This window comes from Streptomyces sp. HSG2 (assembly GCF_016598575.1).
Lineage (GTDB): Bacteria > Actinomycetota > Actinomycetes > Streptomycetales > Streptomycetaceae > Streptomyces.
Window position 1 is genome coordinate 4,027,352 of sequence record NZ_CP066801.1, and the last position, 24,944, is coordinate 4,052,295.

20 protein-coding genes are annotated in these 24,944 nt (G+C 74.3%); 6 read left to right on the forward strand and 14 right to left on the reverse strand.

Annotated elements, in window-relative coordinates; translation table 11 throughout:
* Positions 1-37 precede the first annotated feature (37 nt).
* The 3 genes from JEK78_RS17410 to JEK78_RS17420 all read right to left on the reverse strand — a co-directional run bounded on the left by JEK78_RS17410 (position 38) and on the right by JEK78_RS17420 (position 4,025).
* Positions 38-1,612: an NAD(P)/FAD-dependent oxidoreductase gene (locus tag JEK78_RS17410; protein WP_200260540.1), complete on the reverse strand. Its 1,575-nt coding sequence runs from the start codon at positions 1,610-1,612 to the stop codon at positions 38-40.
* 179 nt (positions 1,613-1,791) lie between these two features.
* Entirely contained in the window at positions 1,792-2,697 is a 906-nt protein-coding gene (locus JEK78_RS17415; RefSeq protein WP_200260543.1) for a TIGR01777 family oxidoreductase, read from the reverse strand.
* A gap of 143 nt (positions 2,698-2,840) precedes the next feature.
* Positions 2,841-4,025: a MarP family serine protease gene (locus tag JEK78_RS17420; RefSeq protein WP_200260546.1), complete on the reverse strand. Its 1,185-nt coding sequence runs from the start codon at positions 4,023-4,025 to the stop codon at positions 2,841-2,843.
* Between the two features lie 422 nt (positions 4,026-4,447).
* Here JEK78_RS17420 and JEK78_RS17425 point away from each other — a divergent pair, with 422 nt between their 5' ends.
* Positions 4,448-5,314, forward strand: a complete 867-nt coding sequence (locus tag JEK78_RS17425; protein ID WP_242483423.1) for a peptidoglycan recognition protein — start codon at positions 4,448-4,450, stop codon at positions 5,312-5,314.
* Here the strand turns inward: JEK78_RS17425 and JEK78_RS17430 are convergent.
* From JEK78_RS17430 to JEK78_RS17440, 3 genes are all read right to left on the reverse strand, one after another.
* Positions 5,235-5,618 carry a hypothetical protein gene (locus JEK78_RS17430; RefSeq protein ID WP_200260551.1) on the reverse strand — a complete coding sequence of 128 codons (384 nt, stop codon included), beginning with the start codon at positions 5,616-5,618 and terminating at the stop codon, positions 5,235-5,237. The two genes, JEK78_RS17425 and JEK78_RS17430, sit on opposite strands and share 80 nt — an antisense overlap.
* A gap of 409 nt (positions 5,619-6,027) precedes the next feature.
* Positions 6,028-6,546, reverse strand: a complete 519-nt coding sequence (locus JEK78_RS17435; protein ID WP_200264223.1) for a DUF4240 domain-containing protein — start codon at positions 6,544-6,546, stop codon at positions 6,028-6,030.
* On the reverse strand, positions 6,546-7,757 hold the full coding sequence (locus tag JEK78_RS17440) for a WYL domain-containing protein (protein WP_200260554.1): 1,212 nt from the start codon (positions 7,755-7,757) through the stop codon (positions 6,546-6,548). Before JEK78_RS17440 ends, JEK78_RS17435 begins: the two co-directional genes overlap by 1 nt.
* Positions 7,758-7,857: 100 nt before the next feature.
* On the opposite strand from JEK78_RS17440, the gene JEK78_RS17445 reads away from it, so the two are divergent.
* Entirely contained in the window at positions 7,858-9,423 is a 1,566-nt protein-coding gene (locus tag JEK78_RS17445; RefSeq protein ID WP_200260557.1) for a sodium-dependent transporter, read from the forward strand.
* Positions 9,423-9,572 (forward strand): methionine/alanine import family NSS transporter small subunit, encoded by a 150-nt coding sequence (locus JEK78_RS17450; protein ID WP_200260560.1) that lies wholly within the window; start codon positions 9,423-9,425, stop codon positions 9,570-9,572. Before JEK78_RS17445 ends, JEK78_RS17450 begins: the two co-directional genes overlap by 1 nt.
* A 100-nt stretch (positions 9,573-9,672) precedes the next feature.
* Here JEK78_RS17450 and aceE read toward each other — a convergent pair whose 3' ends face one another.
* The 6 genes from aceE to JEK78_RS17480 all read right to left on the reverse strand — a co-directional run bounded on the left by aceE (position 9,673) and on the right by JEK78_RS17480 (position 19,782).
* A complete protein-coding gene (gene aceE / locus JEK78_RS17455; protein ID WP_200260564.1) occupies positions 9,673-12,375 on the reverse strand; it encodes a pyruvate dehydrogenase (acetyl-transferring), homodimeric type in 2,703 nt (900 codons plus the stop codon).
* 356 nt (positions 12,376-12,731) lie between these two features.
* The gene (locus JEK78_RS17460; protein WP_200260567.1) at positions 12,732-13,355 is read right to left on the reverse strand and encodes a GntR family transcriptional regulator; all 624 of its coding nucleotides are present in this window, start codon (positions 13,353-13,355) and stop codon (positions 12,732-12,734) included.
* 220 nt (positions 13,356-13,575) lie between these two features.
* Positions 13,576-15,381 (reverse strand): 2-oxoglutarate dehydrogenase, E2 component, dihydrolipoamide succinyltransferase, encoded by a 1,806-nt coding sequence (gene sucB / locus JEK78_RS17465; protein ID WP_200260570.1) that lies wholly within the window; start codon positions 15,379-15,381, stop codon positions 13,576-13,578.
* A 62-nt stretch (positions 15,382-15,443) separates the two neighbouring features.
* Complete coding sequence (gene lpdA / locus JEK78_RS17470; RefSeq protein ID WP_200260573.1) at positions 15,444-16,832, reverse strand: dihydrolipoyl dehydrogenase; 1,389 nt, start codon at positions 16,830-16,832, stop codon at positions 15,444-15,446.
* Positions 16,833-17,122: 290 nt separating this feature from the next.
* Positions 17,123-18,667, reverse strand: coding sequence for a leucyl aminopeptidase (locus tag JEK78_RS17475; protein ID WP_200260576.1), 1,545 nt, complete (start codon positions 18,665-18,667; stop codon positions 17,123-17,125).
* Between the two features lie 329 nt (positions 18,668-18,996).
* Positions 18,997-19,782, reverse strand: a complete 786-nt coding sequence (locus tag JEK78_RS17480; protein WP_200260579.1) for an adenosylcobinamide-GDP ribazoletransferase — start codon at positions 19,780-19,782, stop codon at positions 18,997-18,999.
* Positions 19,783-20,330: 548 nt separating this feature from the next.
* Between JEK78_RS17480 and JEK78_RS17485 the strand changes: the two genes are divergently transcribed.
* A complete protein-coding gene (locus tag JEK78_RS17485) occupies positions 20,331-21,095 on the forward strand; it encodes a hypothetical protein (RefSeq protein ID WP_200260582.1) in 765 nt (254 codons plus the stop codon).
* Between the two features lie 9 nt (positions 21,096-21,104).
* On the opposite strand, the gene cobT is transcribed toward JEK78_RS17485, so the two are convergent.
* Positions 21,105-22,214, reverse strand: a complete 1,110-nt coding sequence (gene cobT, locus JEK78_RS17490) for a nicotinate-nucleotide--dimethylbenzimidazole phosphoribosyltransferase (protein ID WP_200260585.1) — start codon at positions 22,212-22,214, stop codon at positions 21,105-21,107.
* Positions 22,215-22,427: 213 nt separating this feature from the next.
* Between cobT and JEK78_RS17495 the strand changes: the two genes are divergently transcribed.
* On the forward strand, positions 22,428-23,165 hold the full coding sequence (locus tag JEK78_RS17495; protein ID WP_242483125.1) for a methyltransferase domain-containing protein: 738 nt from the start codon (positions 22,428-22,430) through the stop codon (positions 23,163-23,165).
* Positions 23,166-23,232: 67 nt separating this feature from the next.
* Here JEK78_RS17495 and JEK78_RS17500 read toward each other — a convergent pair whose 3' ends face one another.
* Positions 23,233-24,432: a bifunctional adenosylcobinamide kinase/adenosylcobinamide-phosphate guanylyltransferase gene (locus JEK78_RS17500; protein ID WP_200260591.1), complete on the reverse strand. Its 1,200-nt coding sequence runs from the start codon at positions 24,430-24,432 to the stop codon at positions 23,233-23,235.
* A gap of 216 nt (positions 24,433-24,648) precedes the next feature.
* Between JEK78_RS17500 and JEK78_RS17505 the strand changes: the two genes are divergently transcribed.
* The gene (locus tag JEK78_RS17505; protein ID WP_200260594.1) at positions 24,649-24,876 is read left to right on the forward strand and encodes a hypothetical protein; all 228 of its coding nucleotides are present in this window, start codon (positions 24,649-24,651) and stop codon (positions 24,874-24,876) included.
* The last annotated feature ends 68 nt before the right edge of the window (positions 24,877-24,944 follow it).

Sequence of the window (24,944 nt, forward strand, 5' to 3'; positions counted from 1 at the left end):
TTTTGGGCGCGCGTCTCCTCGTGGGACGCGTCCGCCACTAGGCGGCCCGTTCCCGCGCGCGGGGGGAGGCCGTCGTGTGCATGGGACGGCCGGTCCCGAGGTCGGCCAGGATCGCGGCGGCGGCCCGGTGCCCGGACCGCAGGGCGCCCTGGACGGTGCTGGTGTCGCGGTGGTCCCCGCACACGTAGAGGCCGGTCAGCAGGCGCACGGGGCGACGCAGGTCGTGCGGGGCCCGCATCTGCGGGACGGCCTCGGGGTCGTGGTGGACGGCCAGCGTCTCCCAGCGGGTCGTCGAGACGCGGTAGAGGCGGGAGAGGTGGGCGCGCACGGCGGCCTCGACGTCCGGTGGAGGAGTGCCGAGGACGGTGGAGGACACGAGCGTGCGCCCGGCGGGCGCACGGGTGGGGTCGACGTCGCTGACGACGGCGGTGTGGGCCACGGGGCCGCCCCGGTCGGCGTCCAGGAGCAGGGACGGGCCGGTGCCGGGGGGTTCGTCGGCGGTGTGGTGGACCACCGTCACGGGGTGGAAGCCGGGCATCCGCAGGCCGGGCAGCAGTTCCCCGGCGGCGCGCGCATCGGTGGCCACCAGGACCGCGCGGCAGCCGATCACCCCGTGCTCGGCGGTGGTCACCGCGTTGGTGGCGACCGAGGTGACCCGGACGCCGGTGCGGACCGTGCCGGGCGGGAGGGAGTCGGCCAGCAGGCGCGGCACGGCATCCGCGCCTCCCTCGGGCAGGCACAGCCGCCCGTTGGCGTAGGCGTGCAGGGCGAGGTCGGCGCAGCGGCTGGAGGTGACCAGCTCGGGGTCGCAGAGCAGGGCTGCGAGCAGGGGGCGCAGGAACGCCTCGACCGTGCGGGAGGGGAGTCCCCGGTCCGCCAGGGCCCGCGCGGTCGGCAGTTCCGGGCGGGCCAGTAGTCGTTCGACCGGTATCGCGGCCAGCCGTGCCAGGGCGGCTCCGAGACGGGCCTGGTCGACGGCGCCGGCGAGTGTCGTCCCGGCACGGCCGCGGGTCGGGGCGGCGCCGGGTCGGGGAGCGTCGGCGGACGGCTCCGGCCGCTTCCCCTGTCCGGGGCCGAAGCGGCCGGAGACCGATGCGAGCCGGGCCGGAACCACCCCCCGCCGGCCCGCGATCGGGCCGCGCCGACCTCGGGCGCCGAGACGGTCCGCCCTCGCGGCCGGGACCGCGGCCGAACCGGCCGGCGACTCGGGTCCCAGGCGTGGCGGGGGGACGGCCCGGGGCGGTTGGGCCAGGGCCCGGACCGCGTGGAACGCTCCTCGTGCGCTCCGTGCGCCCCTCGTACCCCCGGGCGTCCCGGCGTGGTGGTGGCGGCCGTCGCTGTGGAACAGCACACCGGGGGCGAAGGGCCGCAGGACGAGGCCGGCAGGTCCCGCGCCGTCCGTCACCCCCGAGGTGGAGGTGGCCAGCAACCGCCCGATCCGGTCGAGGCGGAACCCGTCGATCCGCTCGGTGGCCATCCTGCCTCCGACGGCGTCGGTGGCCTCCAGGACGACGGTCGCCACTCCTGCGCTGGTCAGTCGATGCGCCGCGGCCAGTCCGGCGATGCCGGCTCCGATGACGACGACGTCCGCCTGGTACGCGGGCTCAAGCACGTGCCCCTCCTCGAGGTTGCGCAGCCGTTGGAGGTATGCCCCCGACAGCCCTTCGGGATACCCGAGTTCGAGACGAGGTTAGGTCGCGCGGGGACGCCGGTCGGACGCGCGGGACCGGGGCACGGAGGCACGACCGTCGCACGGCCGCCGACACCGGTGGCCGTGCGACGGTCGGTGGGTCAGCCCTCCCGCAACGCCGCCAGGATGGCCTCCTCGATGCCGGGGTAGGAGAAGTGGAAGCCCGCTTCCAGGAGTCGGGTCGGAAGCACCCGGACGCTTCCGACGACCTCCCGGGACACCTCGCCCAGCAAGGCCCGCAGCACCGGCGCGGGCACGGCGAGGACGGTGGGCTTGCCCATCACCCGGCCCACGGCCGCCGTGATCTCACGGTTGGTCAGGGGCTCGGGCGCGGTGATGTTGAAGGGTCCTGAGAGATCGTCGTGGTCCAGCAGGTGTCTCAGGGCCGCCACCTCGTCGTGCAGCGAGACGAACGACCAGTATTGACGTCCGCTGCCGAGCCGCCCGCCGAGACCGGACCGGAAGATCGGGAACAGCCGTCCCCAGGCGCCGCCCGCCTTGGAGACCACCAGGCCGGTCCGGGCGTACGCCGTCCGGATCCCGGCCTCCGCGGCCGGAGCCGCGGCGGCCTCCCAGTCCACGCACAGCGAGGCCAGGAAGCCTTCACCCGCCGGCGCGCCCTCGTCGACGGCCAGGTCGCCGGTGTCGCCGTAGTAGCCGATGGCGCTGCCGTTCAGGAAGACCCTCGGACGAGGTTCCAGGGTCGCCGCCGCCCGGGCGAGCGCGTCGGTGCCGCGCACCCGGCTGTCCCGGAGCACGGCCTTGCGCTCCCGTGTCCAGGGCCGGTCGGCGATGCCGGCGCCCGCGAGGTTCACCACCGCCTCGCACCCGGCGAGCGCGTCGGTGTCCACCTCGCCCCGCTCGGGGTCCCATCGGACCTCGTCGGGGGACTCGGGCGGGCGCCGCACCAGCCGCGCCACCTCGTGCCCGTCGTCGGCGAGGGAGCGGACGAGAGCGCTGCCGATCAGGCCGGACGCGCCGGCCACCGCGATGCGGGAAGCTGCCATGGAGCCATCCTGCCCGGAAGGTCCCCTCGAACTCCCGGCGGCGGCGACCATCCGGGGGAGTGGCGTCCCGCCGTGCCTCCGGTGCCCCGCCTCGGACCCGCTTCATCCGCGCCGACATGCCCCGCCTCGCGCGGCGCGCGGGGTCAGGAACCGACGGGGTCGCCCGTGTCCACCGCCGCTGTCGCCGTGGCGCCCTGCCGTGCCTGGGGCGCGACCTCCGCCGCCGTGAGCACGTACCCGGTGCCGGCGTCGGAGGTGGAGCGCGCGAACACGACTCCGTAGACCCGCCCGTCGGTGGTCAGCAGCGGCCCGCCGGAATTGCCGGGACGGACCGTGGACCGGACGGCGTAGATCTCCCGGGTCACCGTCGCGTCGTGGTAGATGTTCTGGCCGGTGGCGCGGACCCGGTCGGCGACCGTGGCCGCCCGCAGGTCCAGCGAGCCGTCCTCCGGGTATCCGGCGACGACGGCCGGGTCGCCGCGCTCGGCGTCGTCGTCGAAGCTCAGCGTGGGGGCGTCCAGTTCGGGCACGTAGAGCACGGCGACGTCCGTGGCGGGGTCGAAGAGCACGACCCGGGCGTCGTAGGCGGGTCCGACGCCGCCCACCCTGACCGTGGGCTCGTCGATGCCCGCCACCACGTGGGCGTTGGTCATCACGCGTCGGTCCGCGTACACGAAACCACTGCCCTCGCGGCCCTGCCGGCCCGCGACGCCCTCCACCTTCACGGTGCTGAGCCGGGCGGCCTCGGCCGCGGCCGGGGTCACGCTGTCGCCGGACGGCTCGGCGACCCGGGCGGTGGACTCGTTCTCGAACGGGTTGAAGACCTGGGGGAACCCCGCCTGGGTCAGCGCCGAGGTGGCCCTGGAGAACCACACCGGGGTGGTGTCCGGCATCGCCTGGTTCACCGCGCCCAGCAACCGGGAGTCCCGGATGGCCGAGTTGAGCAGCGGTGAGGAGGAGGCCGCGAGGACGCTGGCGGCCACCCAGGCCACGATCAGGACGGCGGCGGTGTTGGCCGCCGCCCCGCCGATTCCGTCGGCCACCCGGAGCGGGCCGGCGCCCAGCTCCCGGCGCAGGCGCAACGCCAGGCGTCCGGCGAGCTCGTGGCCGGTCGCCGCGGGGACGAGGACCGTCAGCACCGCGGTGAGCGTCGCCGTGGTGGTTCCCGGCGTGACGAGGTCCATGAACCACGGCAGCAGCAGCACGCCCACGACCGCGCCGCCCACGAAGCCCGCCAGCGACACACACCCGGCCACCAGCCCGCGCGCGTACCCGGACGCCGCGTAGGCCACGATCACCAGCAACAGCAGGATGTCGAGCAGGTCCACACGCGCCGCCTTCCTCTCCGATGCCCACGGTCCCCTCGGACCCCTGAATACGCACGGGGCGCGCCCGCTGATCAGACGCCGGCGTACGCATGGCGTGAGGACCGGTACCGGGGAGAACGCGGGGGGGCCGGACGTTGGTTCCACCGGGTGGCGCAGCGCACATCGCGGACGGGGCGCGGGCGTCGGACAGTGGTGGCATGCGTGGTGGGCGAGGAACGCGCGCCGTGCGAGCCCCCCGCCTCCCGCGGTGGCGGACCCGCGCGCGATCCCCGGTGCTCCGGCGGCCATCGGGTCTCCGGTTCCCCGGGGTGTTCCGGCGTCCGTCGGCGGGTGTGCTCCGGGGCCGCCTCCGGCTCCGGCCGTCGTGGGGCGGGAAGGCACGCGCAGGGCGACGGACGGGGCCCGTCCGCGCCCTTGGTTGGCTGCCGGGGCTGGTCGCGATCCTCGCGCTGGGGCTCTGCGCGACCGGCGTGGAGCGGGTCGCCACCGGGCAGGCGCGGGCCTCCGGGCATCCCCGCGCGTCGCACACCGCTCCCCGACCGCCGATCGTGTCCCGGTCGGACTGGCTGGGCGGCGCGGCGCGCGAGCAGCCGCCGCCGCGCTACGACGACGAGGTCGTCGCCGTCTTCGTCCACCACACCGACACCCCGAACGACTACGACTGCGCGGACGCGCCCGCCATCATCCGGGGGCTCTACACCGGGCAGACCGGGGCACGCGACTGGGACGACATCGGCTACCACTTCGTCGTCGACCGCTGCGGCACCGTCTACGAGGGGCGCGCCGGCGGCGTCGACCGTCCCGTCACCGGAGCGCACACCCAGGGCTTCAACCACCGCACCACCGGGGTGGCGGCCCTGGGTACCTTCACGGAGGGGGTCGAGGTACCCGATGAGGTGACGGACGCCATCGCGGCGGTCGTCGCCTGGAAACTCGGCCGGTCCGGCACGGACCCTCGTTCGAGGGTCCGGCTGGTGTCCAGCAACGACCTGAGCAGGTACGACGCCGGCACGGTCGTGTCGCTGCCGGCGGTCGTCGGGCACCGGGCCGGTTTCCGGACCACCTGTCCCGGTGCCGCGCTCGACGCCGCGCTGCCGCGGATCAGGGAGCGGGCCGCCGCTTTGCAGGACCGGGGCCGGGGACCGGCGCCCGCGCGGGCGTGGCCCGCCGCGAGCGTCGGAGGGCTCGCGGCGGGCCACGGTCGGGTGGTCAGACCTGCCGCAGGTAGTACAGGGTGCGGAAGCCGCTGCTGGAGCAGCGCAGGGTCTGCTGTGTGTTGGTGTAGGTGAAGCCCGAGGGCACGGTGCAGGCCCACAGCCCGGTCCTGGGCTCCTCCACGTAGTACATGGTGCGGAAGCCGCTGCTGGAGCAGCTGAGCGTCTGCTGCGTGTTGGTGTAGGTGTAGCCGCTCGGCACCGTGCAGGACCAGAATCCGGCGGCCGACGCGTCCTCGGTGGACACCGCCGCCACGCGGTCCGGCACCGCCGGGTCGGGCGCGGGGGCGGCGTTCGCCGCGGGGGCGAGGGCCCCGGTCAGCACGGCGGCTGCCGTGCCCGCGCCGAGGAGCAGAGAGCGGATTGCCTTGCGTGACATGTCGTGAGCACCTCTGTTCGCACATGGGACGTCGAAGGGCCGACGAGCCGCCGGGGCGCGGGTTCTCGCCCGGCTCGACCCGAGATGTTTGTCATGCCTACAACAGTGGCGGGCTCGGCACAAAGCTCCCGTGCGAAAGCCGGCCACGGGTGGGGCCGCCGAACGGCCCGCCATTGCCGGCGTCTCGTCCCCGGTGAGGCGGGTCGTCTCGCCTCCCGCCACGCGGCGACGGATCGCGGCGGTCGGCCGCCGAGGCGATGTGCGTTCCCGGCGAGCGGGCGGGCCCGTCAGCCTCCGCACCGGCGGGTGGGCCCGTCGGACGGTCCCCGCCGGCGGTGGAGTGCGGCCGCCGGCGATCTCCGCGCCGGTCCCGAGCCGACGTGACGCGAAAGCGAGGTCGGCGCCCCCGTCAACCGCCGAACCGCTCCCACAGTCGGGGAAGCCGCGCCGCCAACGCTCCCGGGTCGTCCAGGTCGATCGGTGCGCCGAGGGGACCCGCCGGCGCCGGGGCGATCCCCAGGTCGGCGGCGACGACCCCGGTGAGCTGCTCGTAGGCCTCGTCGGCCGCGTATCCCAGGTCCTCGCCGTCGCCGTCCAGTTCGTCGTCGAAGTCGTCGAGGAGGTCGCCCAGCGAGTCGGGCTCGTGCACCGCCCCCTCGTACACCCGCCTGCCCTGGCCGATCAGCCAGCATCGGAAGGAGTCGAAGGCGTCGTCCTCGGAGGCTCCCAGCAGGACGCGCGCGGCGGCCCACAGGTCCCAGGTCCGGGCCCGGTTGTAGCGGGCCTCGAAGTGACGGGCGAAATCCAGGACCAGGTCCGGGTCCAGCCTCAGCAGCCTGTCAACGAGCAGGTCGGCCTGTTCCTCGGGGTCGCCGTCGGCGGCCTCGCGAGTGGCGTCCACCAGCTCCCAGAACTCCGTCTCGTCCATCACGGGTCCAGCATCGGGCCTGGAAGGTGGCCCCGCACGTGGAATTCGCCGGGCTCGTCCGGCGCCGCCCTTCCGAACCGGCCGAGCCGCGCGGGACCCTCGGCACCGGGGTGCCGGGGCGCCGAATCCACCCGGTGGCGGTAGAGGTCGGCCGACCGGAGCGCGTCCTCGGCGAACCGGGCGCGCAGGGTCGACGGCGCCAGCACCTCCACCTCGGGCCCCAGGCCGGTCAACTGGTCGTGGGCGACCTCCTCCGATTCCACCGGCACCGTCACGACCACTCGGCCCGACGCGTCCGGGGCGCTGGCCTCCGACAGCGCCGCCTCGGCGGCGAGCGGCCCCACCGCGCGCCACAGTCTCCGGGCGCCTTCCGGCGACAGCCTCACCCGCGCCTCCGCGCGCAGCAGCGACCGGGCGAACTCCTCGGCCCGCTCCGCCCAGAAGTCCGGCAGGTCGAAGTCCTCCCGCCGGTCGAACCGCTCCGCGCGGGGCACGACCGACACGAACCGCTCGACCCGGTAGACCCGGAACTCCGGGGCGTCGGGCGCGCGTCGCCCGCCGGCACGCGCCCCGTGCGCGCGCGCCGCTCCGGGCCCGCGTCCCGCCTCCGGGGGCCCGTCCCTCGACACCACCGGTCCGGCGTCCGATGACACCCGCGCGCACAGATACCAGACCCCCGCCTTCAGCACCAGCCCGTACGGCTCCAGTTCCCGTTCGACCTCGCGCTCTCCGCTCGGGTAGCGGACGCCGACCCGTCGGTCGTGCCGGACCGCCTCCGCCACGGTCGACAGCAGTGGCGGCGTGTCGGGCGTCCGGAACCAGCCGGGCGCGTCCAGGTGAAAGCGCTGCGCGGCGGCGCCTGCGGCGTCGGCGAGGGAGGGCGGAAGGGCGGCGGACACCTTCAGACACGCCGACGAGGCCGCGTCCCGCCACCCCATCTCCCGCAGAGCCCGCGGCACTCCGGAGAGGAAGAGGGCCTCCGCCTCCTCGCGGTCCAGCCCCGTCAGTCGGGTTCGGTAGCCGCCGACCAGGCGGTAGCCGCCGCTCCTGCCGCGGTCGGCGTACACCGGAATCCCCGCCTCGGACAGCGCCAGCGCGTCCCGATTCACCGTGCGCTCGGACACTTCCAGCTCCCGCGCCAGGTCGGCGGCGGTCATCGAGGCCCGTGACTGGAGAAGCAGGACCATCCGGATCAGTCGCGCGGCACGCATGGCACCACCCTCTCACCTGCCTGGCGTACGACCGATGGGGCGGCGCCGACACCCCTGCTAGCGTCGCCTCGACCGGCCGTCCCCGGAAGAGGACACACACATGGCGAACCAGCCCCGCGAGCAGTGGGCGACACGGACAGGGTTCCTGCTGGCGGCGATCGGTTCCGCCATCGGCCTCGGCAACATCTGGCGGTTTCCCGCCGTCGCCTACGACAACGGCGGCGGCGCCTTCCTCTTCCCCTACCTCGTCGCCCTGCTCACGGCCGGCATCCCGCTGTTGATCATGGAGTACGCGATCGGCCGACGTCAGCGCTGCTCGCCCCCGGAGGCGTTCCGCCGCCTGGCCCGGCCCGCCGAGGCGATCGGCTGGTGGCAGGTGGCCATCTCCTTCGTCATCGCCACCTACTACGCGGTGATCATCGCCTGGTCCATCCGCTACGTCGGCTTCTCGGTCGACCAGTCCTGGGGCGACGACCCCGAGGGGTTCCTGTTCGGCACCTTCCTGGAGGCGTCCGAGACGCCCGGGTTCGTCTCCGGCTACGTCACCGGCGTCCTCTGGCCGCTCATCGCCGTCTGGGTGGTGGTGCTCGGCATCCTGCTCCTCGGGGTCCGCCGGGGGATCGAGAAGGCCAACCGGCTCTTCATCCCCCTGCTGGTGGTCTTCTTCGTCGTCCTGGTGATCCGCGCGCTGACCCTGGACGGAGCAGCCGAGGGCCTGGAGGCGTTCTTCGAACCCGACTGGTCCCAACTCGGGGACGGCGGTGTCTGGGTCGCGGCCTACGGACAGATCTTCTTCTCGCTGTCGATCGGCTTCGGCATCATGGTCACCTACGCCTCCTATCTGCGCCGTCGCGCCGACCTGACGGGCTCCGCGCTGGTCGCCGGCTTCTCCAACAGCTCGTTCGAGGTCCTCGCCGGCCTCGGCGTCTTCGCGGCCCTGGGCTTCATGGCCCGGAGCGCCGGCGTCCCGGTGGACGAGGTGGCGAGTGCCGGGCTCGGCCTCGCCTTCGTCGTCTTCCCGGCGATCATCTCCGAGATGTGGCTGGGCGGCGCGTTCGGTGTGGTCTTCTTCCTGTCCCTGGTGATCGCCGGACTCTCGTCGCTGATCTCGATCGTGCAGGTGGTCGTGTCCGCCGTGGAGGACCGCACCGGCCTGCGCCGTGTGCCCGCCGTCCTCGGGGTCGGCGGCGCCATCGCGGTGGTCTCCGTCCTGCTCTTCCCCACGAACGAGGGCATCTACCTCCTCGACGTGGCCGACCACTTCATCAACCAGTACGGCATCGCGCTGGCCGCGCTCGTCTCGGTGGTCGCCGTGGCCTGGTTCATGCGCAAGCTGCCCGAACTGCAACGCGACGCCGACGCCACCTCCGCGGTCTCACTCGGCCACTGGTGGCGGATCTGCCTCGGCGTGATCACCCCGGTGACCCTCGGCTGGATGATGGTCGACAGCCTCCGCACCGAGTTCGACCACAACTACGAGGGCTACTCCACCGGCTTCCTGCTCGCCGCGGGCTGGAGCGTGGCGATCGGCGCGCTGGTGGTCGGCGTCCTGCTCACCCTCCTGCCCCGGCATCCGTCCACACCGGGCGGACCCGCGCCGGGCGCGCCACCTTCCCCCAAGGGCGCGCCCCGCCCGGGCGACGCGGGCCATGGAGAGGAGAGCTGATGTCCGCCGCCGCCGTTATCATGATGATCGTCGCGATCCTCATCGTCTGGGGTGGACTGGCCCTCGCCATCGTCCGACTCCGCCGTTACCCCGACCCTGGACCCGGCCCGGAGGACGAGGAGCCGGGCCCGCCGCCCCCGCCGGAGTAGACGGCCGGCACCCTGCCGACGCGGCCGGCCCGGAAGCCCCGGTACGAGGGCCTCCGGCGGGCACGCCGAGGGGCCTCGGCCTCCGGGGCGACGCCTCACCCTAGAGCCCGTACCGCTCGCGCGCCTCCGTCACCGTCGTCGCCTTGACCTCGCCGCGCCGGGCGAGTTGGGCCAGCGCGGCGACGACGACCGACTCGGCGTCGACGCCGAAGTGGCGCCTGGCGCCCCGCCGGGTGTCGGAGAGGCCGAAGCCGTCCGCCCCCAGCGACATCCAGTCCTGCTCCACCCACTGCGCGATCTGGTCCGGCACCTGGCGCATGTAGTCGGAGACCGCGAGCACCGGTCCCTCGACCCCCCGCAGCGCCCGCCGCACGTACGGCACCCGGTCCTCGCCCCGCAGCAGGGCCGCGTCCGCCTCCATGGCGTCCCGGCGCAACTCGGTGAAGGAGGTCGCGGACCACACGTCGGCCGCCACGCCCCATTCCTCGGCCAGCAGGCTCTGGGCGCGCGACACCCAGTGGACCGCCGTGCCGGCGCCGACGAGCTGCACGCGCGGGGCGTCGGCGGGCGGGGTCAGCCCGGCGGACTCCGCCGTGGCGAAGCGGTAGAGGCCCTTGACGATGCCCTCGTCGACGTCCGCTCCGGAGGGCTTGGCCGGCTGGGGCAACGGCTCGTTGTAGACGGTGAGGTAGTAGAAGACGTCCTGGTCCTCGCCGGGCCTCGGCTCGCCGAACATCCGGCGCAGCCCCTCGCGGACGATCACGGCGACCTCGTAGGCGAACGCCGGGTCGTAGCTCAGCGCCGCCGGGTTGGTGGCGGCGATCACCGGGCTGTGTCCGTCGGCGTGTTGCAGGCCCTCTCCGGTCAGGGTGGTGCGTCCGGCGGTGGCTCCGACGAGGAAGCCGCGACCGAGCTGGTCGCCGAGCTGCCACATCTGGTCGGCCGTCCGCTGCCAGCCGAACATCGAGTAGAAGATGTAGAAGGGGATCATCGTCTCGCCGTGCGTCGCGTAGGACGTGGCGGCGGCGATGAAGTCCGCCATCGAACCGGCCTCGGTGATCCCCTCGTTGAGGATCTGGCCGTCGGCGGCCTCCTTGTAGTACATCAGCTGGTCGCGGTCGACCGGCTCGTAGGTCTGACCCTTGGGGGAGTAGATCCCCAGGGAGGGGAAGAGCGACTCCATGCCGAAGGTCCGGGCCTCGTCGGGGACGATCGGGACCCAGCGCCCGCCCGTCTCCCGGTCCCGTACCAGGTCCTTGACCAAGCGCACGAAGGCCATCGTGGTCGCCACGTTCTGGGAGCCGGAGCCGCGATCGAACGCCGTGAAGGCCTTCTCCGCCGGGGACGGCAGCGGCGCGACGGGGTGGACCCGCCGAGCCGGGGCGGGACCGCCCAGCGCGGCGCGTCGCTCCCGCAGGTAGCGGACCTCGGGGGAGTCGGCACCGGGGTGGCCGTAGGGCGCCTGGCCGTCGACGAAGTCGGCGTCGCGGATCGGCAGGTCGAGCAGGTCGCGCATGACCTTGAACTCGTCGGCCGTCAGCTTCTTCATCTGGTGGTTGGCGTTCTTCGAGGCGAATCCCTGCCCCAGGGTGTGGCCCTTGACGGTCTGGGCCAGGATCACCGTCGGCGCGCCCCGGTGCGCCAGCGCGGCCCGGTAGGCGGCGTACACCTTGCGGACCTCGTGGCCGCCCCGTGAGGTGTGGAAGCACTCCAGGATCTTGTCGTCGCTCAGCAACCCGGCCATCTCGACGAGGGCCGGGTCGGCGCCGAAGAAGTCCCGGCGGATGTAGGCGGCGTCGCGCGTCTGGTACGTCTGGATCTGGGCGTCCGGCACCCGGCGCAGGCGGCGGACGAGGGCGCCCGTGGTGTCGAGCCGGAACAGCTCGTCCCAGGCGGTTCCCCAGAGCGTCTTGACGACGTTCCAACCCGCCCCGCGGAACTGGGCCTCCAGCTCTTGGACGATCTTGAAGTTGGCGCGCACTGGTCCGTCGAGGCGCTGCAGGTTGCAGTTGACCACGAAGGTGAGGTTGTCCAGTTCCTCGCGTGCCGCGAGGGCGAGGGCCGCTGTGGACTCGGGCTCGTCCATCTCGCCGTCGCCCAGGAAGGCCCACACACGGGAGCCGGAGGTGTCCTTGATGCCCCGGTGGGCGAGGTAACGGTTGAAGCGTGCCTGGTAGATCGCGGAGAGCGGCCCCAGACCCATCGACACGGTCGGGAACTCCCAGAGCCAGGGCAGGCGCCGAGGGTGAGGGTAGGACGGCAGCCCTCGGCCGCCGGACTCGCGACGGAAGTTGTCGAGGTGGCCCTCGTCCAGCCGCCCGTCGAGGAACGCGCGGGCGTAGACGCCGGGGGAGGCGTGGCCCTGGATGAAGAGCTGGTCGCCCGAGCCGTCGCCCTCCTTGCCGCGGAAGAAGTGGTTGAACCCGGTCTCGTACAGCCAGGCGGCGGAGGCGAAGGTGGCGATGTGGCCGCCGACGCCGTGGGCGGCGGCCCGCGACACCATGGCCGCGGCGTTCCAGCGGTTCCAGGCGGTGATCCGCCGCTCCATCTCCTCGTCGCCGTCGAGCGGTGGCTCGGCGGCGGTGGGGATGGTGTTGACGTAGTCCGTCTCCAGAAGCTTCGGCAGGCCCACGCCCGCGCCCTCGGCGTGCTCCAGCGTGCGGCGCATGAGGAAGGCGGCCCGCTCGGGGCCGCCCGCCCGGGCGACGGCGTCGAGGGAAGCCCGCCACTCGGCGGTCTCCTCCGGGTCCCTGTCCGGGATCTGGTCGAGCGCGCTCGGCTGGATGGCGTGGGGGTCGGTCATGGCGCCGCCTTCCTGGGGCGAAGGGGGGTTCCCTCGTGGTCGAGATCTCGGGATGCCCTCGGTCTTTGGCAGGACAGGGCGAGGGCCTCCGGTCGAAGCCCGTCGGTGACTGTAACCCCTTGATCGATGATCGATCAAAGGAAACCAGGGTGAAATCTCCGTCTCGGCGAAAGTGGGCACTCGGTGCCCCTTCAGCGGCACGCGGTGACCGAACCTGGGTGGTGTTTCCGCTGGTGGCAGAGGGGGTGTCGGGCCCCGGAGCGTCGCCGGGGGAGTCGCGTCCCCTACGGCGGTGCTCCGCGGGTGCCGCCCGCTCGGGGACATGGGGGAGGGGTGGTGCGGCCCGGTGCCCGGGATCAGGGGCGTGGGGCGCACCCCAGGACGTGGGCCTTCACCAACTCGGCGATCCTGGGGTCCCGTCGTGCGAAGGCGGCCGTGAGTTCCTCGTGTTCCTCGGCGTAGGACTGTTGCACGGTTCCCAACCAGCGGATCGACAGCGCGGTGAACACCTCGATCCCCAGCCCCTCCCAGGTGTGCAGCAGGACGGAGTTGCCGGCCGCCCGGACGAGTTCCCGGTGGAAGGCCACCGTGTGTCGGACCTGGGCCGTCCCGTCGGCGGCCCGATCCGCCTCGTACAGGGCCGCCACGTGTGGTTCCAGGGCCGAACGGTCGTCGGCCAGGCTGTCGGCCGCCAACTCCGCGGCGATGGCCTCCAGTCCGGCCCGGACCGGGTAGCTCTCCTCCAAGTCCGCCGCGGTCAGGTTCCGTACCCGGACGCCCTTGTTCGGCACGGACTCGATCAGCCGGAGCGACTCCAGCTCGCGCAGCGCCTCGCGGACCGGGGTCTGACTGACCTCCAGTTCCGTGGCGATCCGCCTCTCCACGATCCGCTCGCCCGGCTGCCAGCGTCCGCTGATGATCCCCTCCAGGATGTGCTCGCGGATCTGCTCGCGCAGCGAGTGGACGACGGGCGCGGTCATGACGGGCTCCTTCGCGGGGGGCCGCGGGAGGCCCCTGGGGCGTTGACCTCTAGACAATACGGCGCACCGACGTCGGGCCGAGGGCGCATCAGGTGCCATCGCGCAGGTGAGACAAGGCTTACACGGCCGAGTACCCGTCATCGTCCGGCGCGTGCCTCCCCACGGACGGCGGCGCCCCCGCACGGAGAGTCCGTGCGGGGGCGCCGAGGGCCGGTGCGGGTCAGAGACCCAGTTCGACCTCGAACTCGCCGGCTTCCAGGATCGCCTTGACGGCGGTCAGGTAGCGGGCCGCGTCGGCGCCGTCCACCAGGCGGTGGTCGTAGGACAGCGTCAGGTACGTCATGTCGCGCACGCCGATGACCGGTCCTTCTTCCGTCTCGACGACGGACGGCCGCTTGACGGTCGCGCCGATGCCGAGGATGGCGACCTGGCCCGGCGGCACGATGATCGTGTCGAAGAGCGCGCCCCGCGACCCGGTGTTGCTGATCGTGAACGTCGCGCCGGACAGCTCGTCCGGGGTGATCCTGTTCGCCCGGACCTTGCCCGCGAGGTCGGCCGTCGCCTTGGCGATGCCCGCCAGGTTCAGGTCGCCGGCGTTCTTGATGACCGGGGTCATCAGGCCCTTCTCGGAGTCCACCGCGATACCGATGTTCTCGGTGTCGAAGTAGGTGATGGTGCCCTCGGCCTCGTTGATCCTGGCGTTCACGGCCGGGTAGGCCTTCAGCGCCTGGGCCGCGGCCTTCACGAAGAACGGCATCGGGGAGAGCTTGACGCCCTCTCGGGAGGCGAAGGAGTCCTTCGCCCGACCGCGCAGTCGCATCAGGCGGGTGACGTCGACCTCGACGACCGACGACAGCTGGGCCTGCTCGCGCAGCGCCTTGACCATGTTGTCGCCGATGACCTTGCGGATCCGGGTCATCTTCACGGTCTGCCCACGCAGCGGCGAGACCTCCAGGGACGGGGTCCGCCCGGCCGACGCGGTGGCCGGGCGCGCGGGCGCGGCCGGCGCCTCGGAGGCCGCGGGGGCCGAGGCGGCCCGCGCGGCGTCGGCCGCCGCGAGGACGTCCTGCTTGCGGATCCGGCCACCGACCCCGCTGCCCTTGACCGACCCGAGGTCGACGCCGTTCTCCGAGGCCAGCTTGCGCACCAGCGGGGTGACGTAGGCGCCCTCGTCGGTCGCCTTGGCGGCGGCCGGAGCGGCCGGAGTGGCCGGAGTGGCCGGAGTGGCCGGAGCGGTGGGTCGGGGGGCGGGCGTGGCCGGCTGGGGCGTGGGCGCGGCGGGCGGCTCGGGCGCGGAGCGAGGCGGCTCCGGTGCGGCGGGGGCCTGGGTGGTCGGGGCCTGCGGCTCCGGGCGCGCGGGCTCCGCCGGTGCGGGCTGCTCCGCGGGGGCGGGCGTGGGCGCGGCCGGTGCGGTGCCCGTCGCTCCGATGACGGCGAGCTTGGCGCCGACCTCGGCGGTCTCGTCCTCGCCGACCACGATCCGCACCAGCGTGCCGGAGACGGGGGCCGGGATCTCGGTGTCGACCTTGTCGGTGGACACCTCCAGCAGCGGCTCGTCGGCCTCGACGCTGTCGCCGACGGACTTCAGCCAGCGCGTCACGGTGCCCTCGGTGACGGACTCGCCGAGCGCGGGCAGGACCACGTCCGTGCCCGACTCGTCGCCCGTCTCGGCGGGGGCCTGCGCGGCGGGGGGCGCGGCCGGCGCCTCGGCGGCGGGGGCGGGAGCGGACTCCTCCGCCGCCGGGGCGGGAGCGCTCTCGGCCGCCGGGGCCTCGGCGGGGGCGCCGGAGCCGTCGTCGATCAGCGCCAGCTCGGCGCCGACCTCGACGGTCTCGTCCTCGGCGACCTTGATGGAGGAGAGCGTGCCGGAGACGGGGGCCGGGATCTCGGTGTCGACCTTGTCGGTGGACACCTCCAGCAGCGGCTCGTCGGCCTCGACGCGCTCGCCTTCGGCCTTCAGCCAGCGGGTGACAGTGCCCTCGGTGACGCTCTCGCCGAGCGCCGGCAGGGTTACGGAAACCGCCATGGTTTCGGTTGCTCCTTACGAATTGCGGAAGTCTGGGTCGTCACGCCCGGTGGACGACGGCGTCAGTCGTGGGCGTGCAGCGGCTTGCCGGCGAGGGCCAGGTGAGCCTCGCCGAGCGCCTCGTTCTGCGTCGGGTGGGCGTGCACGAGCTGGGCGACCTCGGCCGGCAGCGCCTCCCAGTTGTAGATCAGCTGCGCCTCGCCCACCTGCTCGCCCATCCGGTCACCGACCATGTGGACGCCGACCACGGCACCGTCCTTGACCTGCACGAGCTTGATCTCGCCCGCGGTCTTGAGGATCTTGCTCTTGCCGTTGCCGGCGAGGTTGTACTTCAGGGTGACGACCTTGTCCGCGCCGTAGACCTCCTTGGCCTTGGCCTCGGTGATGCCGACGGAGGCCACCTCCGGGTGGCAGTACGTGACCCGCGGCACGCCGTCGTAGTCGACCGGGACCGGCCTCAGACCGGCCAGTCGCTCCGCCACCAGGATGCCCTCGGCGAAGCCCACGTGCGCGAGCTGGAGCGTGGGCACCAGATCGCCGACGGCGGACACGGTGGGGAGGTTGGTGCGCATGTACTCGTCCACGAGGACGTGGCCGCGGTCCATGGCGATGCCGGCCTCCTCGTAGCCCAGGCCCCGCGAGACCGGGCCGCGCCCGACGGCGACCAGGAGGACCTCGGCCTCGAACACCTTGCCGTCGGCGAGGGTGACCCTCACACCGTCCCGCGTGTACTCCGCCTTCTCGAAGAAGGTGCCCAGGTTGAACTTGATGCCGCGCTTGCGGAACGCGCGCTCCAAGAGCTTCGAGCTGTTCTCGTCCTCGACGGGGACGAGGTGCTTCATGCCCTCGACGATCGTGACGTCCGAGCCGAACGACTTCCAGGCCGAGGCGAACTCGACGCCGATCACGCCCCCGCCCAGGACGATCGCGGACTTCGGCACCCGGTCCAGGACCAGGGCGTGGTCCGAGGAGATGATCCGGTCGCCGTCGATCTCCAGGCCGGGCAGCGACTTCGGAACGGATCCGGTCGCCAGGAGAACGTGACGTCCCTCGATGCGGCGACCGTCCACCTCGACCGAGGTCGGGGAGGACAACCGGCCCTCTCCCTCGACGTAGGTCACCTTGCGGGAGGCGATCAGCCCCTGGAGGCCCTTGTACAGGCCGGAGACCACGTCGTCCTTGTAGGAGTGGACGGCGGCCACGTCGATGCCCTCGAAGGTGGCCCGCACGCCGAACTGCTCGCTCTCGCGGGCCTGGTCGGCGACCTCGCCCGCGTGCAGCAGGGCCTTGGTGGGGATGCATCCCCGGTGCAGGCAGGTGCCGCCGACCTTGTCCTTCTCGATCAGGGCGACGTCCAGGCCCAGCTGGGCCCCGCGGAGCGCCGCGGCGTATCCGCCGCTTCCACCGCCGAGGATCACTAGGTCGAAAACGGTGCTGGCGTCGTTCGCCACGTCACGTCCTCCATGCATGTGCGCCGTGCGCCGGTCTTCGACGACCGGCAGGCGGCTGGTGTCCGGCCGCTCGTTCTTCGGCCCTCGGGTGGGGCCCTGTCCTGCCGGGCTCCATCTTCGCACCTGTCGCACCCGTCCGAGACGCCGGGCCGATGTGTGAGACGTCGCACGCCACCGGCACGCGCGACCGGCCGAGCGCCCCGCCCGGCCCGCGCGTGAACCGACCGGGGCGCGTGGGCCGGGAAGGGGGCGTGGGTCGCCGTCCCCCTCGTCCCCTTCCCGGAGCCGGCTCAGACCAGCTCGCCCCGGGCCGCCAGCTCGGCCACGCGCACCAGCGTGCGCACGGCCGTCCCGGTGCCCCCCTTCGGGGTGTGGCCGAAGGGTCCGCCCTCGTTGAAGGCGGGACCGGCGATGTCCAGGTGGGCCCAGGTGATGCCCTCGCCGACGAACTCGCGGAGGAAGAGTCCGGCGACCAGGCCGCCGCCCATCCGCTCGCCCATGTTGGCCAGGTCCGCCGTCGGCGAGTCCATGCCCTTGCGCAGGTGCTCCGGCAGCGGCATCGGCCACGCGGGCTCGCCGACCTCCTCGGCGGCCTCGACGACCGCCGAGCGGAACTCGTCGTCGTTGCCCATCACACCGAAGGTCCGGTTGCCCAGCGCCAGCACCATGGCCCCGGTCAGCGTCGCCACGTCCAGGACGGCGTCCGGCTCCTCCTGGGAGGCCGCCCACAGCGCGTCGGCCAGCACCAGCCGCCCCTCGGCGTCGGTGTTGAGCACCTCGACGGTCTTGCCGCTGTACATCCGCAGCACGTCACCGGGCCGGGTGGCCGAGCCGGACGGCATGTTCTCGGCCAGCGCCAGCCAGGCGGTCACCTTGACGCGCAGGCCCAGGCGCGCCGCGGCGATCACCGCGGCGAACACGGCGGCGGCACCGCTCATGTCGCACTTCATGGTCTCGTTGTGGCCCGCGGGCTTCAGCGAGATGCCGCCGGAGTCGTAGGTGATGCCCTTGCCGACGAAGGCCAGGTGCTTCTTCGCCTTGGGCGGGTCGTACGTCAGCTTGACCAGACGCGGCGGTGACGCCGAGCCCGCGCCGACACCGAGGATGCCGCCGTAGCCGCCCTTGGCCAGTGCCTTCTCGTCGAGGATCTGCACCTTGACGCCGTGCTCCTTGCCGGCGGCCTGGGCCACGGCGGCGAAGGCCTCGGGGTCGAGCTCGTTCGGCGGCGTGTTGACCAGGTCGCGGGCGCGGTTCAGCTCCTCGCCGACGGCGGTGGCACGGGCGACGGCCGCCTTGTGCGCCTTGTCCCGCTTGCCCCCGAGCAGGGCGGCCTCGCCCAGCGGGGACTGGTCGGTCCCGCCGCGGGCGTTCCGGTCCGCCGGAGTCTGCCGCTTGTAGGCGTCGAAGGAGTAGGCGCCCAGGAGCACGCCCTCGCCCACCGCGCCGGCGGCCGAGGCGTCGGCGAGCGGCAGGGCGAAGCCGGCCTTCCCGGTCCCTGCCAGCGACCGGGCGGCGACGCCGGCGGCCCGACGGAGCGCGTCGGCGTCGTAGTCGGTGCCCCGCTCGGGTTCCGCGCCCAGGCCCACCGCCATCACCACGGGCGCCTTGATGCCCGCGGGGGAGGGCAGCTTCGTCACCTCGCCCTCGCCGCCGGAGGCCCCGAGGGTCTGGAGGACAGAGGCCAACCCGCCGTCGAAGGCCGCGTCCACGGCCTCGGCGCCGGGGGCGACGACCAACGCGCCGTCCCCGGGCGAGGAGCCCTTGGCGACGCCGATCACCAGGGCATCGGCCCGGAGGGCGGACGCCGTTGCGGCGGAGAGAGTGAGAGCAGTCACGGTGGTGAATTCTCGCTTCCGTTGAGTCTGAGGTGGCCGAGTGAGGGTGGGTCGGCCGGGCCCGGGGACCGACCCTAGATCCTGCCGTGGACGACAGGACCCGCGCCTCCCGTTATCCCGGTCCCGACCCGGCGGGCGGAACCGGGCACGAGCCTACGCTCGCCCCCTCCCACCTCCGCCATGAGCCCGTTCGGTCGTCGGTCGCCTTCGGGCCACCCGCCTGTCGGCCACCGATGGCGGATTCCCGGCGCGACCCGGGAGCACGTACCCCTTCTCCCGTCTCCCGCTCCGGGGCGCCCCGAAGCGTCCGCCGGCCCGTACCGCGACCCTTATCCCAGAGCGAGGACGACCAGGACGGCGGTGGCCGAGGTCTCCGCCACGCCCCCGAACACGTCCCCGGTCACGCCGCCCAGGCGGCGCAGACAGCGCCGCAGCAGCGACTCGGCACAGCCCAGCGCCACGACCACGGCCAACGCCGCGTGGACCGGCGACACCGGCGACGGCACCGCCCCCGCCACGACCGCCGCGGTCGCGACCACGGCGGCGGTCACGGCCGCCACACCGAGGGTCGGGACCACCCCAGCCACCGCCGCACCCAGCCCCTCGGGGCGGGCCGCGGGCACCCCGGACCGCGCGGCCAGCGTCAGCGCGAGGCGAGCGGCGGCGGCCGATACGACGACGGCGAACGTGCCCAGCGCCCAGGACTCCTCGAAAGCCCGGGCCAAAGCGGCGACCTGGGCCACCAGTACCAGCACCAGGGTGACCACACCGAACGGACCGATGTCCGACTTCTTCATGATCCGCAGGGCGTCCTCGGCGGGCGCGCCGCTTCCCAACCCGTCCGCCGTGTCCGCCAACCCGTCCAGATGCAGCCCCCGGGTCGACAGCGCGGCCACCGCGACCGAGGCCACGGCGGCCAGCGGCGCGCCGGCGCCGAGGAACAGCGCCAGGAGCCCCGTGCCGGCCGCCGCCACGCCGACCGCCAACCCGACCACGGGGGCCCACAGCATCCCCGCGCGGGCGGCGGCCCGGTCCCAGCGGGTCACCGTCACCGGGAACACGGTCAGCGTGCCGAAGGCGAAACGGAGGCCGTCCGCGACGGAGGTCCTGGGCATCGGCGCAGACTACCGGCCGGCCCGCCGGGGTCCGGAGGCGGTCCCGGCCGGGGACGTCGAGTCCCGTGCGGGCGGACGGACCGTCCTCGACCGACCGAGCCGGCGACGTGCCGGCGACGTGCCGGCGACGTGCCGGAGGCGTGCCGGTGGCGAGGAGAGCGGCGGCGGTCGTCACCGAGAGCCACCTGGCGGTCGCCGATCCGGCCTTCGACCGCGCCGCCGAAAGGTGATCTTCCGACCACGCCGCACCCGGCCCGCCGCGCGTTCTCGCGGCAGGTCCAAAAAAGTGCGGTACGTTCCGCTTCCGACCCGCACCGCCGGCCCTCCCGGCGAGTCGATCGATACGTCGCACGGCCTCCTCGTCGGCCGAGGTGAGGAAGGGACGCCGCGGCCCGAATCCGCTCGGCGGACAACCTCGCCGGCGGAGTGGTGCGAAGGGCCGGCCCACGTCCCGTGCGGCGCGTTCGCCCTCCGCGCGAACCGCCCGTACGGAATGGAAAGGGGGATGGGGAACCGGGCCCTCACGGGAGCCGCGCCCCCGAACTCCGATGGGAGACTGGTGGTATCGGAACATCGTGGAGCCCGGAAAGCTCCCGCTGCTCCTCGCCTTGGCCGCCTTCGTCCTCACCTTCCTCGTCACCCGCCTGATCACTCGTCTCATCCGGGCGGGCCGGGGCCCGTTCGGCAATGTCCGTGCCGGCGGACTGCACATCCACCACGTGGTGCCCGGGGTCGTCCTCACCGTGCTCGGAGGCTTCGGCGCCTTCGCGGCGGCGGGCCACGACGCCGGCACCGCGGTCGGCGCCACGGTCTTCGGGATCGGTACCGGCCTGGTCCTCGACGAGTTCGCGCTGATCCTGCACCTGGACGACGTGTACTGGACGGAGGCGGGCCGGCGCAGCGTGGAGGCCGTGGTTCTCACCGCCTCCCTGGGCGGGTTGATCCTGGTCGGCTTCTCCCCGCTCGGCGTCGACAACCTCTCCCCGGACGAGGCACAGGACCGCCTCACCGTCGTCCGCACGGCCGCCGCGAGCTTCTTCTGCGCCCTCGTCTCCCTGGTCAAGGGGAAGACCCGACTGGCGATCTTCGGGGTGATCGTCCCTGTCGTCGCCCTGGTCGGGGCGGTTCGACTGGCCCGCCCCGACTCGCCCTGGGCACGGCGCTTCTACCGCCGGCGTCCGCGAGCCCGGGCCCGGGCCACGCTGCGCGCCTACCGCCACGACCGGCGATGGGCCGGGCCGAGTCGCGTACTCCAGGACTGGATCGGTGGGCGCCCCGACCCCCTGCCGACCCGCGCGGCGGAGCGCCGCTGAGGCGACGCCTCAGCTCCCGGACTCCTCCGGCGCTCCCGAGGCGCGGTCCGAGGCCCCGCCCTCGGGGGTCCGCTCGCGGCGCTCCGGGACCTCCGCCGCCAAGGCCGCGGCGGCCTGGATCAGCGGAAGCGCCAGCAGGCCTCCGGTGCCCTCGCCCACGGTGACTCCGTGGGTCAGCAGCGGGCGCATGGCCAGCCGGTCGAGCGCCTTGGCCTGTCCGGGCTCGCCGCTCTCGTGGGCGGCCGTCCACCAGTCGGGAGCCCGGAAGGCGACGCGCTGGGCCACGAGCGCGCACGCCGCGGACACCACGCCGTCGAGGAGGACCGGCGTGCGCCGCACCGCGGCCTGCAACAGGAACCCGGTCATTGCCGTCAGATCGGCCCCGCCGACGGTGGCCAGCAGCCGCGCCTGGTCCCCGAGCGCCGGTCGGGCCCGGCGCAGCGCGTCCCGGACGGCCGCGCACTTGCGCATCCACGCCAGGTCGTCGATGGCCAGGCCGCCGCGCCCGGTCACGACGGAGGCGTCCGTGCCGCACAGCGCGGCGATCAGTGCCCCGGCGGCCGTGGTGCCGCCCACACTGACATCGCCCAGGACGACCAGGTCGGTGCCGGAGTCGGCCTCCTCGTCGGCGAGCGCCACACCGGCCCGGAAGGCGGCCTCCGCCTCCTGCGCCGTCAACGCGTCCTCCCGGTCGATCCGGCCGGAGCCGCGTCGCACGCGATGGCGCACCACCTCGGCGGGCAGCGTCCCCGGGTCGCAGTCCAGCGCCATGTCCACCACCCGCACCGGGACCCCGAACCGACGCGCCAGCACCGAGACCGGACGCCCGCCCTCCAGGACCTCACGGACCAGCTCCGCCGCGCTTCCCGCGGGGCGCGCCGACACTCCCAGTTCGGCGACCCCGTGGTCGCCCGCGAAGAGCACCACGCGGGGTCGCTCGATCGGTCGCGCCGGCACAGCGTGCTGAGCGGCGGCCAGCCACTCGCCCCACTCGTCCAGTCGGCCCAGCGAGCCGGGCGGAACGACCCGCCGCTCCCGGTGCGCTTCCAGGGCGGCGCGGACACCGCTGTCGGGGCGCTCGATCAGGTCGGTGAAGTGGTCGAGATTCAGCGAGCTCATTCGCCGAACAGTACCGGCCTCCCCCGGGCGCCCCGGAGCCCCGTGGCAGACCCCGGGGAGGCACCGCCGTCGCCCCCGAGAGGGAGAATGCCCGATCCGCCGTTTCGTACCGTTGTGCACTGGAATGCATGGTGTGTGGTCGGGGCGCCCGGGGCGCCGAGCCTCGCGCCGCTCGCCCGTCCGCGCCTCGCCCTCGTACCGCCGGGAGCCCGTGTGGTCCTGCCGCCGTCGCCGTCGCCGGTCGCCTCGTCCGTGCCGCTCCGCCAGGACTGCCCGTGGTGCGGCTCGCGTCGACTCCGCGTCGGCCGACGGCGCCGCGGGCCCGGCGTCCGCGACGGGGCGGGACGGCGCGCCCCGTCGCGATGCCGGGACTGCGGTCACGGATTCGACGATCCGCCGAGCGCGCCGGGCGGCGGGCCCCCCGCGGGCAGCCTGGCCCGCGCGACGGACCACGCCCGGCACCTGCTGGCCGCCCGCGCCGTACTGCGCCACCAACCGGAGCCGGAGAGCTGGCTGGACGTCGGCACGGGCGAGGCCCACTTCCCCGCGGTCGCCCGCCGTCTCTTCCCCTACACCTCCTTCGACGGCCTGGACCCCACCACGCGCGTACTGCGAGCGCGCGCCGCCGAACGCGTCGAGGAAGGACACGTCGGCACACCCGCCGACCCGCACATCGTCGCCCTCCTCGCGGCCCGGTACGACGTGGTGAGTCTCGTCCGTCAGCTACCCGCCGCCCCGGATCCGCGCGCCGCGCTGAGCGCCGCGCTCCGTCTGCTCCGCCCCGGCGGGCACTTGCTCGTCGACGTCACCGACCGCTTCGCCCTCCTCCCTCGCGGGGGGACCCGGTTCTCCGCATGCCTCCGCCGGGAGTTGCGGGCGTCGGGCTGTGCCGTCCTCACCCCCACCGGTTCGCCGCGGGTGGTCGCCAGGCGCGGGAGGCACACACCCTGACGCGCCGTGGGTCGGGCGCCCGGAGCCCGGTCGCCTCGCGACCCGCCCCGGCCGACTCCGGGCGCGCTCAGCCCCGCAGGACCAGCGTCTGACCCGCCACCACCAGCAACACCTGCTCGCACTCGGCGGCCAACGCCGCGTTCAACCGGCCCGACTCGTCCCGGTACCGCCGGCCCGACGGGGTGGCCGGGACGACCCCCGAACCCACCTCGTTCGAGACGGCGACCACCGTCCGCCGCGCGGCGCGCACGGCGGCGGTCAGTTCGCTCACCCGCTCGCGCAGTGCCCGCTCGCCGCCCCGCGCCCACACGTCCTCGTCCCACGCCCCGACGGTGTCCATGGCGTCCGTCAGCCACAACGACAGACAGTCCACCAGCAGCGGCGGTCCGGCCTCCCCGAGCAGCGGCACCAGGTCGCAGGTCTCGACCGTCCGCCAGGACCCCGGTCGCCGCTCCCGATGCGCCCGGACCCGCTCCCCCCACTCGGCGTCCCCGGGACGCGAACCGCCCGTCGCCACGTACAGGACACCGGGGAAGGCCGACAGCCGACGCTCCGCCTCCACGGACTTCCCGGACCGCGCCCCGCCCAGGACCAGGGTCCGCCGAGGCAGGTCCGGGACGTCCTCGTACGCGCCCACCGACAGCGTCGTACCGTCGGGCACCGCCCGTGCCCCCGCCGCGGCCAGCCGTCGGCGTGCCTCGGGTCCCGGCGGCACCTCGTGGCCCAGATGGACCGCGACGACGTCGGTGGTCGGCCCGACGGCGCCCGTCGCCCGCAGGCCGGCCAGCGCGTCGGGGCGTCCGACCACGTCGAGGAGAACCATGTCGTAGCGTTCGGCGAGCCCCTCGGACCCGGCGGGGGACCCCCCTGGCGGCAGGTACAACATCCGGTGCCCGTCGGGCCCGGTCACGGCGTAGCCCGTGCCCGGCGCGTCCAGTGGGACGGCCCGCACTCGATGGCCGGTCAACAGCGCCAACTCCCGGCCGTCCGGGACCCGCCCGGGCTGTGGAAGCCCGGGCGGCACCTCCACGGCGGGCCCGTCGTGCGGATGCGAGAGCAACACCTGGACGACGCCGCCCAGCGATACCCCCGCCCGCGCCGCGGCGAGCGCCGCGCCGGGGGTGAGGTCGAGCAACAACCCGCCGTCCACCACGAGCGCCGTCGCGGCGCGGGCGTCCTCGCCCAGCGCGGCGGCGCAGGCCGCGCAGGGACAGTCGGGGCGGGGGAGTCCCGCGGGGGCACCGGTACCGAGCAGAGTCACGTCCACACCCCGATCCTCCCCGGTCGCCCCGCCGCCCGCGCGCCCGCACCGCGACACGGCCCCCGCGCTCGACGCCCTCGGCGGGAGCGCCCTCGTCCGACGGCCGGCACGGGGCGCCGCGCCCGGGCGGCACGGCGGCGGCGCCGACCGCATAGGCTGCCGGCGGAACGGAGCGACACCCGGCGCTCCGCCGTGACACTGTTGAACCCCTGGGAGGCGCACATGACGGCATGGACGTGGCGGTTCGAGACAGCCGAGGGGGCGCGGGTCCGCCCGGCGGTGGAACCGGAGGAGTTCACCACGCAGGGCGACGCCGAGTCGTGGATCGGGGAGTACTGGAAGGCCCTCCGCGACGGCGGCGCCGACCGGGTCCGGCTGTTCGAGGGCACCGAGGAGGTCTACGGGCCCATGAGCCTGCACGCGGACGAGGGTCGGGATCAGGACGGCTAGTCCCTCCGTCGCCGACCGGCGGCGGTCGCTCGACACGCGCCCGTGCCGAGCGGACGGGCCGCGACGGG

Bases quoted from the DNA above. Each gene is read 5' to 3' on its own strand.
- JEK78_RS17415 (WP_200260543.1), bottom strand. From the start codon at position 2,697: ATGGCAGCTTCCCGCATCGCGGTGGCCGGCGCGTCCGGCCTGATCGGC.
- JEK78_RS17430 (WP_200260551.1), bottom strand. From the start codon at position 5,618: ATGTCACGCAAGGCAATCCGCTCTCTGCTCCTCGGCGCGGGCACGGCA.
- JEK78_RS17435 (WP_200264223.1), bottom strand. From the start codon at position 6,546: ATGGACGAGACGGAGTTCTGGGAGCTGGTGGACGCCACTCGCGAGGCC.
- JEK78_RS17440 (WP_200260554.1), bottom strand. From the start codon at position 7,757: ATGCGTGCCGCGCGACTGATCCGGATGGTCCTGCTTCTCCAGTCACGG.
- JEK78_RS17445 (WP_200260557.1), top strand. From the start codon at position 7,858: ATGGCGAACCAGCCCCGCGAGCAGTGGGCGACACGGACAGGGTTCCTG.
- JEK78_RS17450 (WP_200260560.1), top strand. From the start codon at position 9,423: ATGTCCGCCGCCGCCGTTATCATGATGATCGTCGCGATCCTCATCGTC.
- aceE (WP_200260564.1), bottom strand. From the start codon at position 12,375: ATGACCGACCCCCACGCCATCCAGCCGAGCGCGCTCGACCAGATCCCG.
- JEK78_RS17460 (WP_200260567.1), bottom strand. From the start codon at position 13,355: ATGACCGCGCCCGTCGTCCACTCGCTGCGCGAGCAGATCCGCGAGCAC.
- sucB (WP_200260570.1), bottom strand. From the start codon at position 15,381: ATGGCGGTTTCCGTAACCCTGCCGGCGCTCGGCGAGAGCGTCACCGAG.
- JEK78_RS17480 (WP_200260579.1), bottom strand. From the start codon at position 19,782: ATGCCCAGGACCTCCGTCGCGGACGGCCTCCGTTTCGCCTTCGGCACG.
- JEK78_RS17485 (WP_200260582.1), top strand. From the start codon at position 20,331: ATGGGAGACTGGTGGTATCGGAACATCGTGGAGCCCGGAAAGCTCCCG.
- cobT (WP_200260585.1), bottom strand. From the start codon at position 22,214: ATGAGCTCGCTGAATCTCGACCACTTCACCGACCTGATCGAGCGCCCC.
- JEK78_RS17505 (WP_200260594.1), top strand. From the start codon at position 24,649: ATGACGGCATGGACGTGGCGGTTCGAGACAGCCGAGGGGGCGCGGGTC.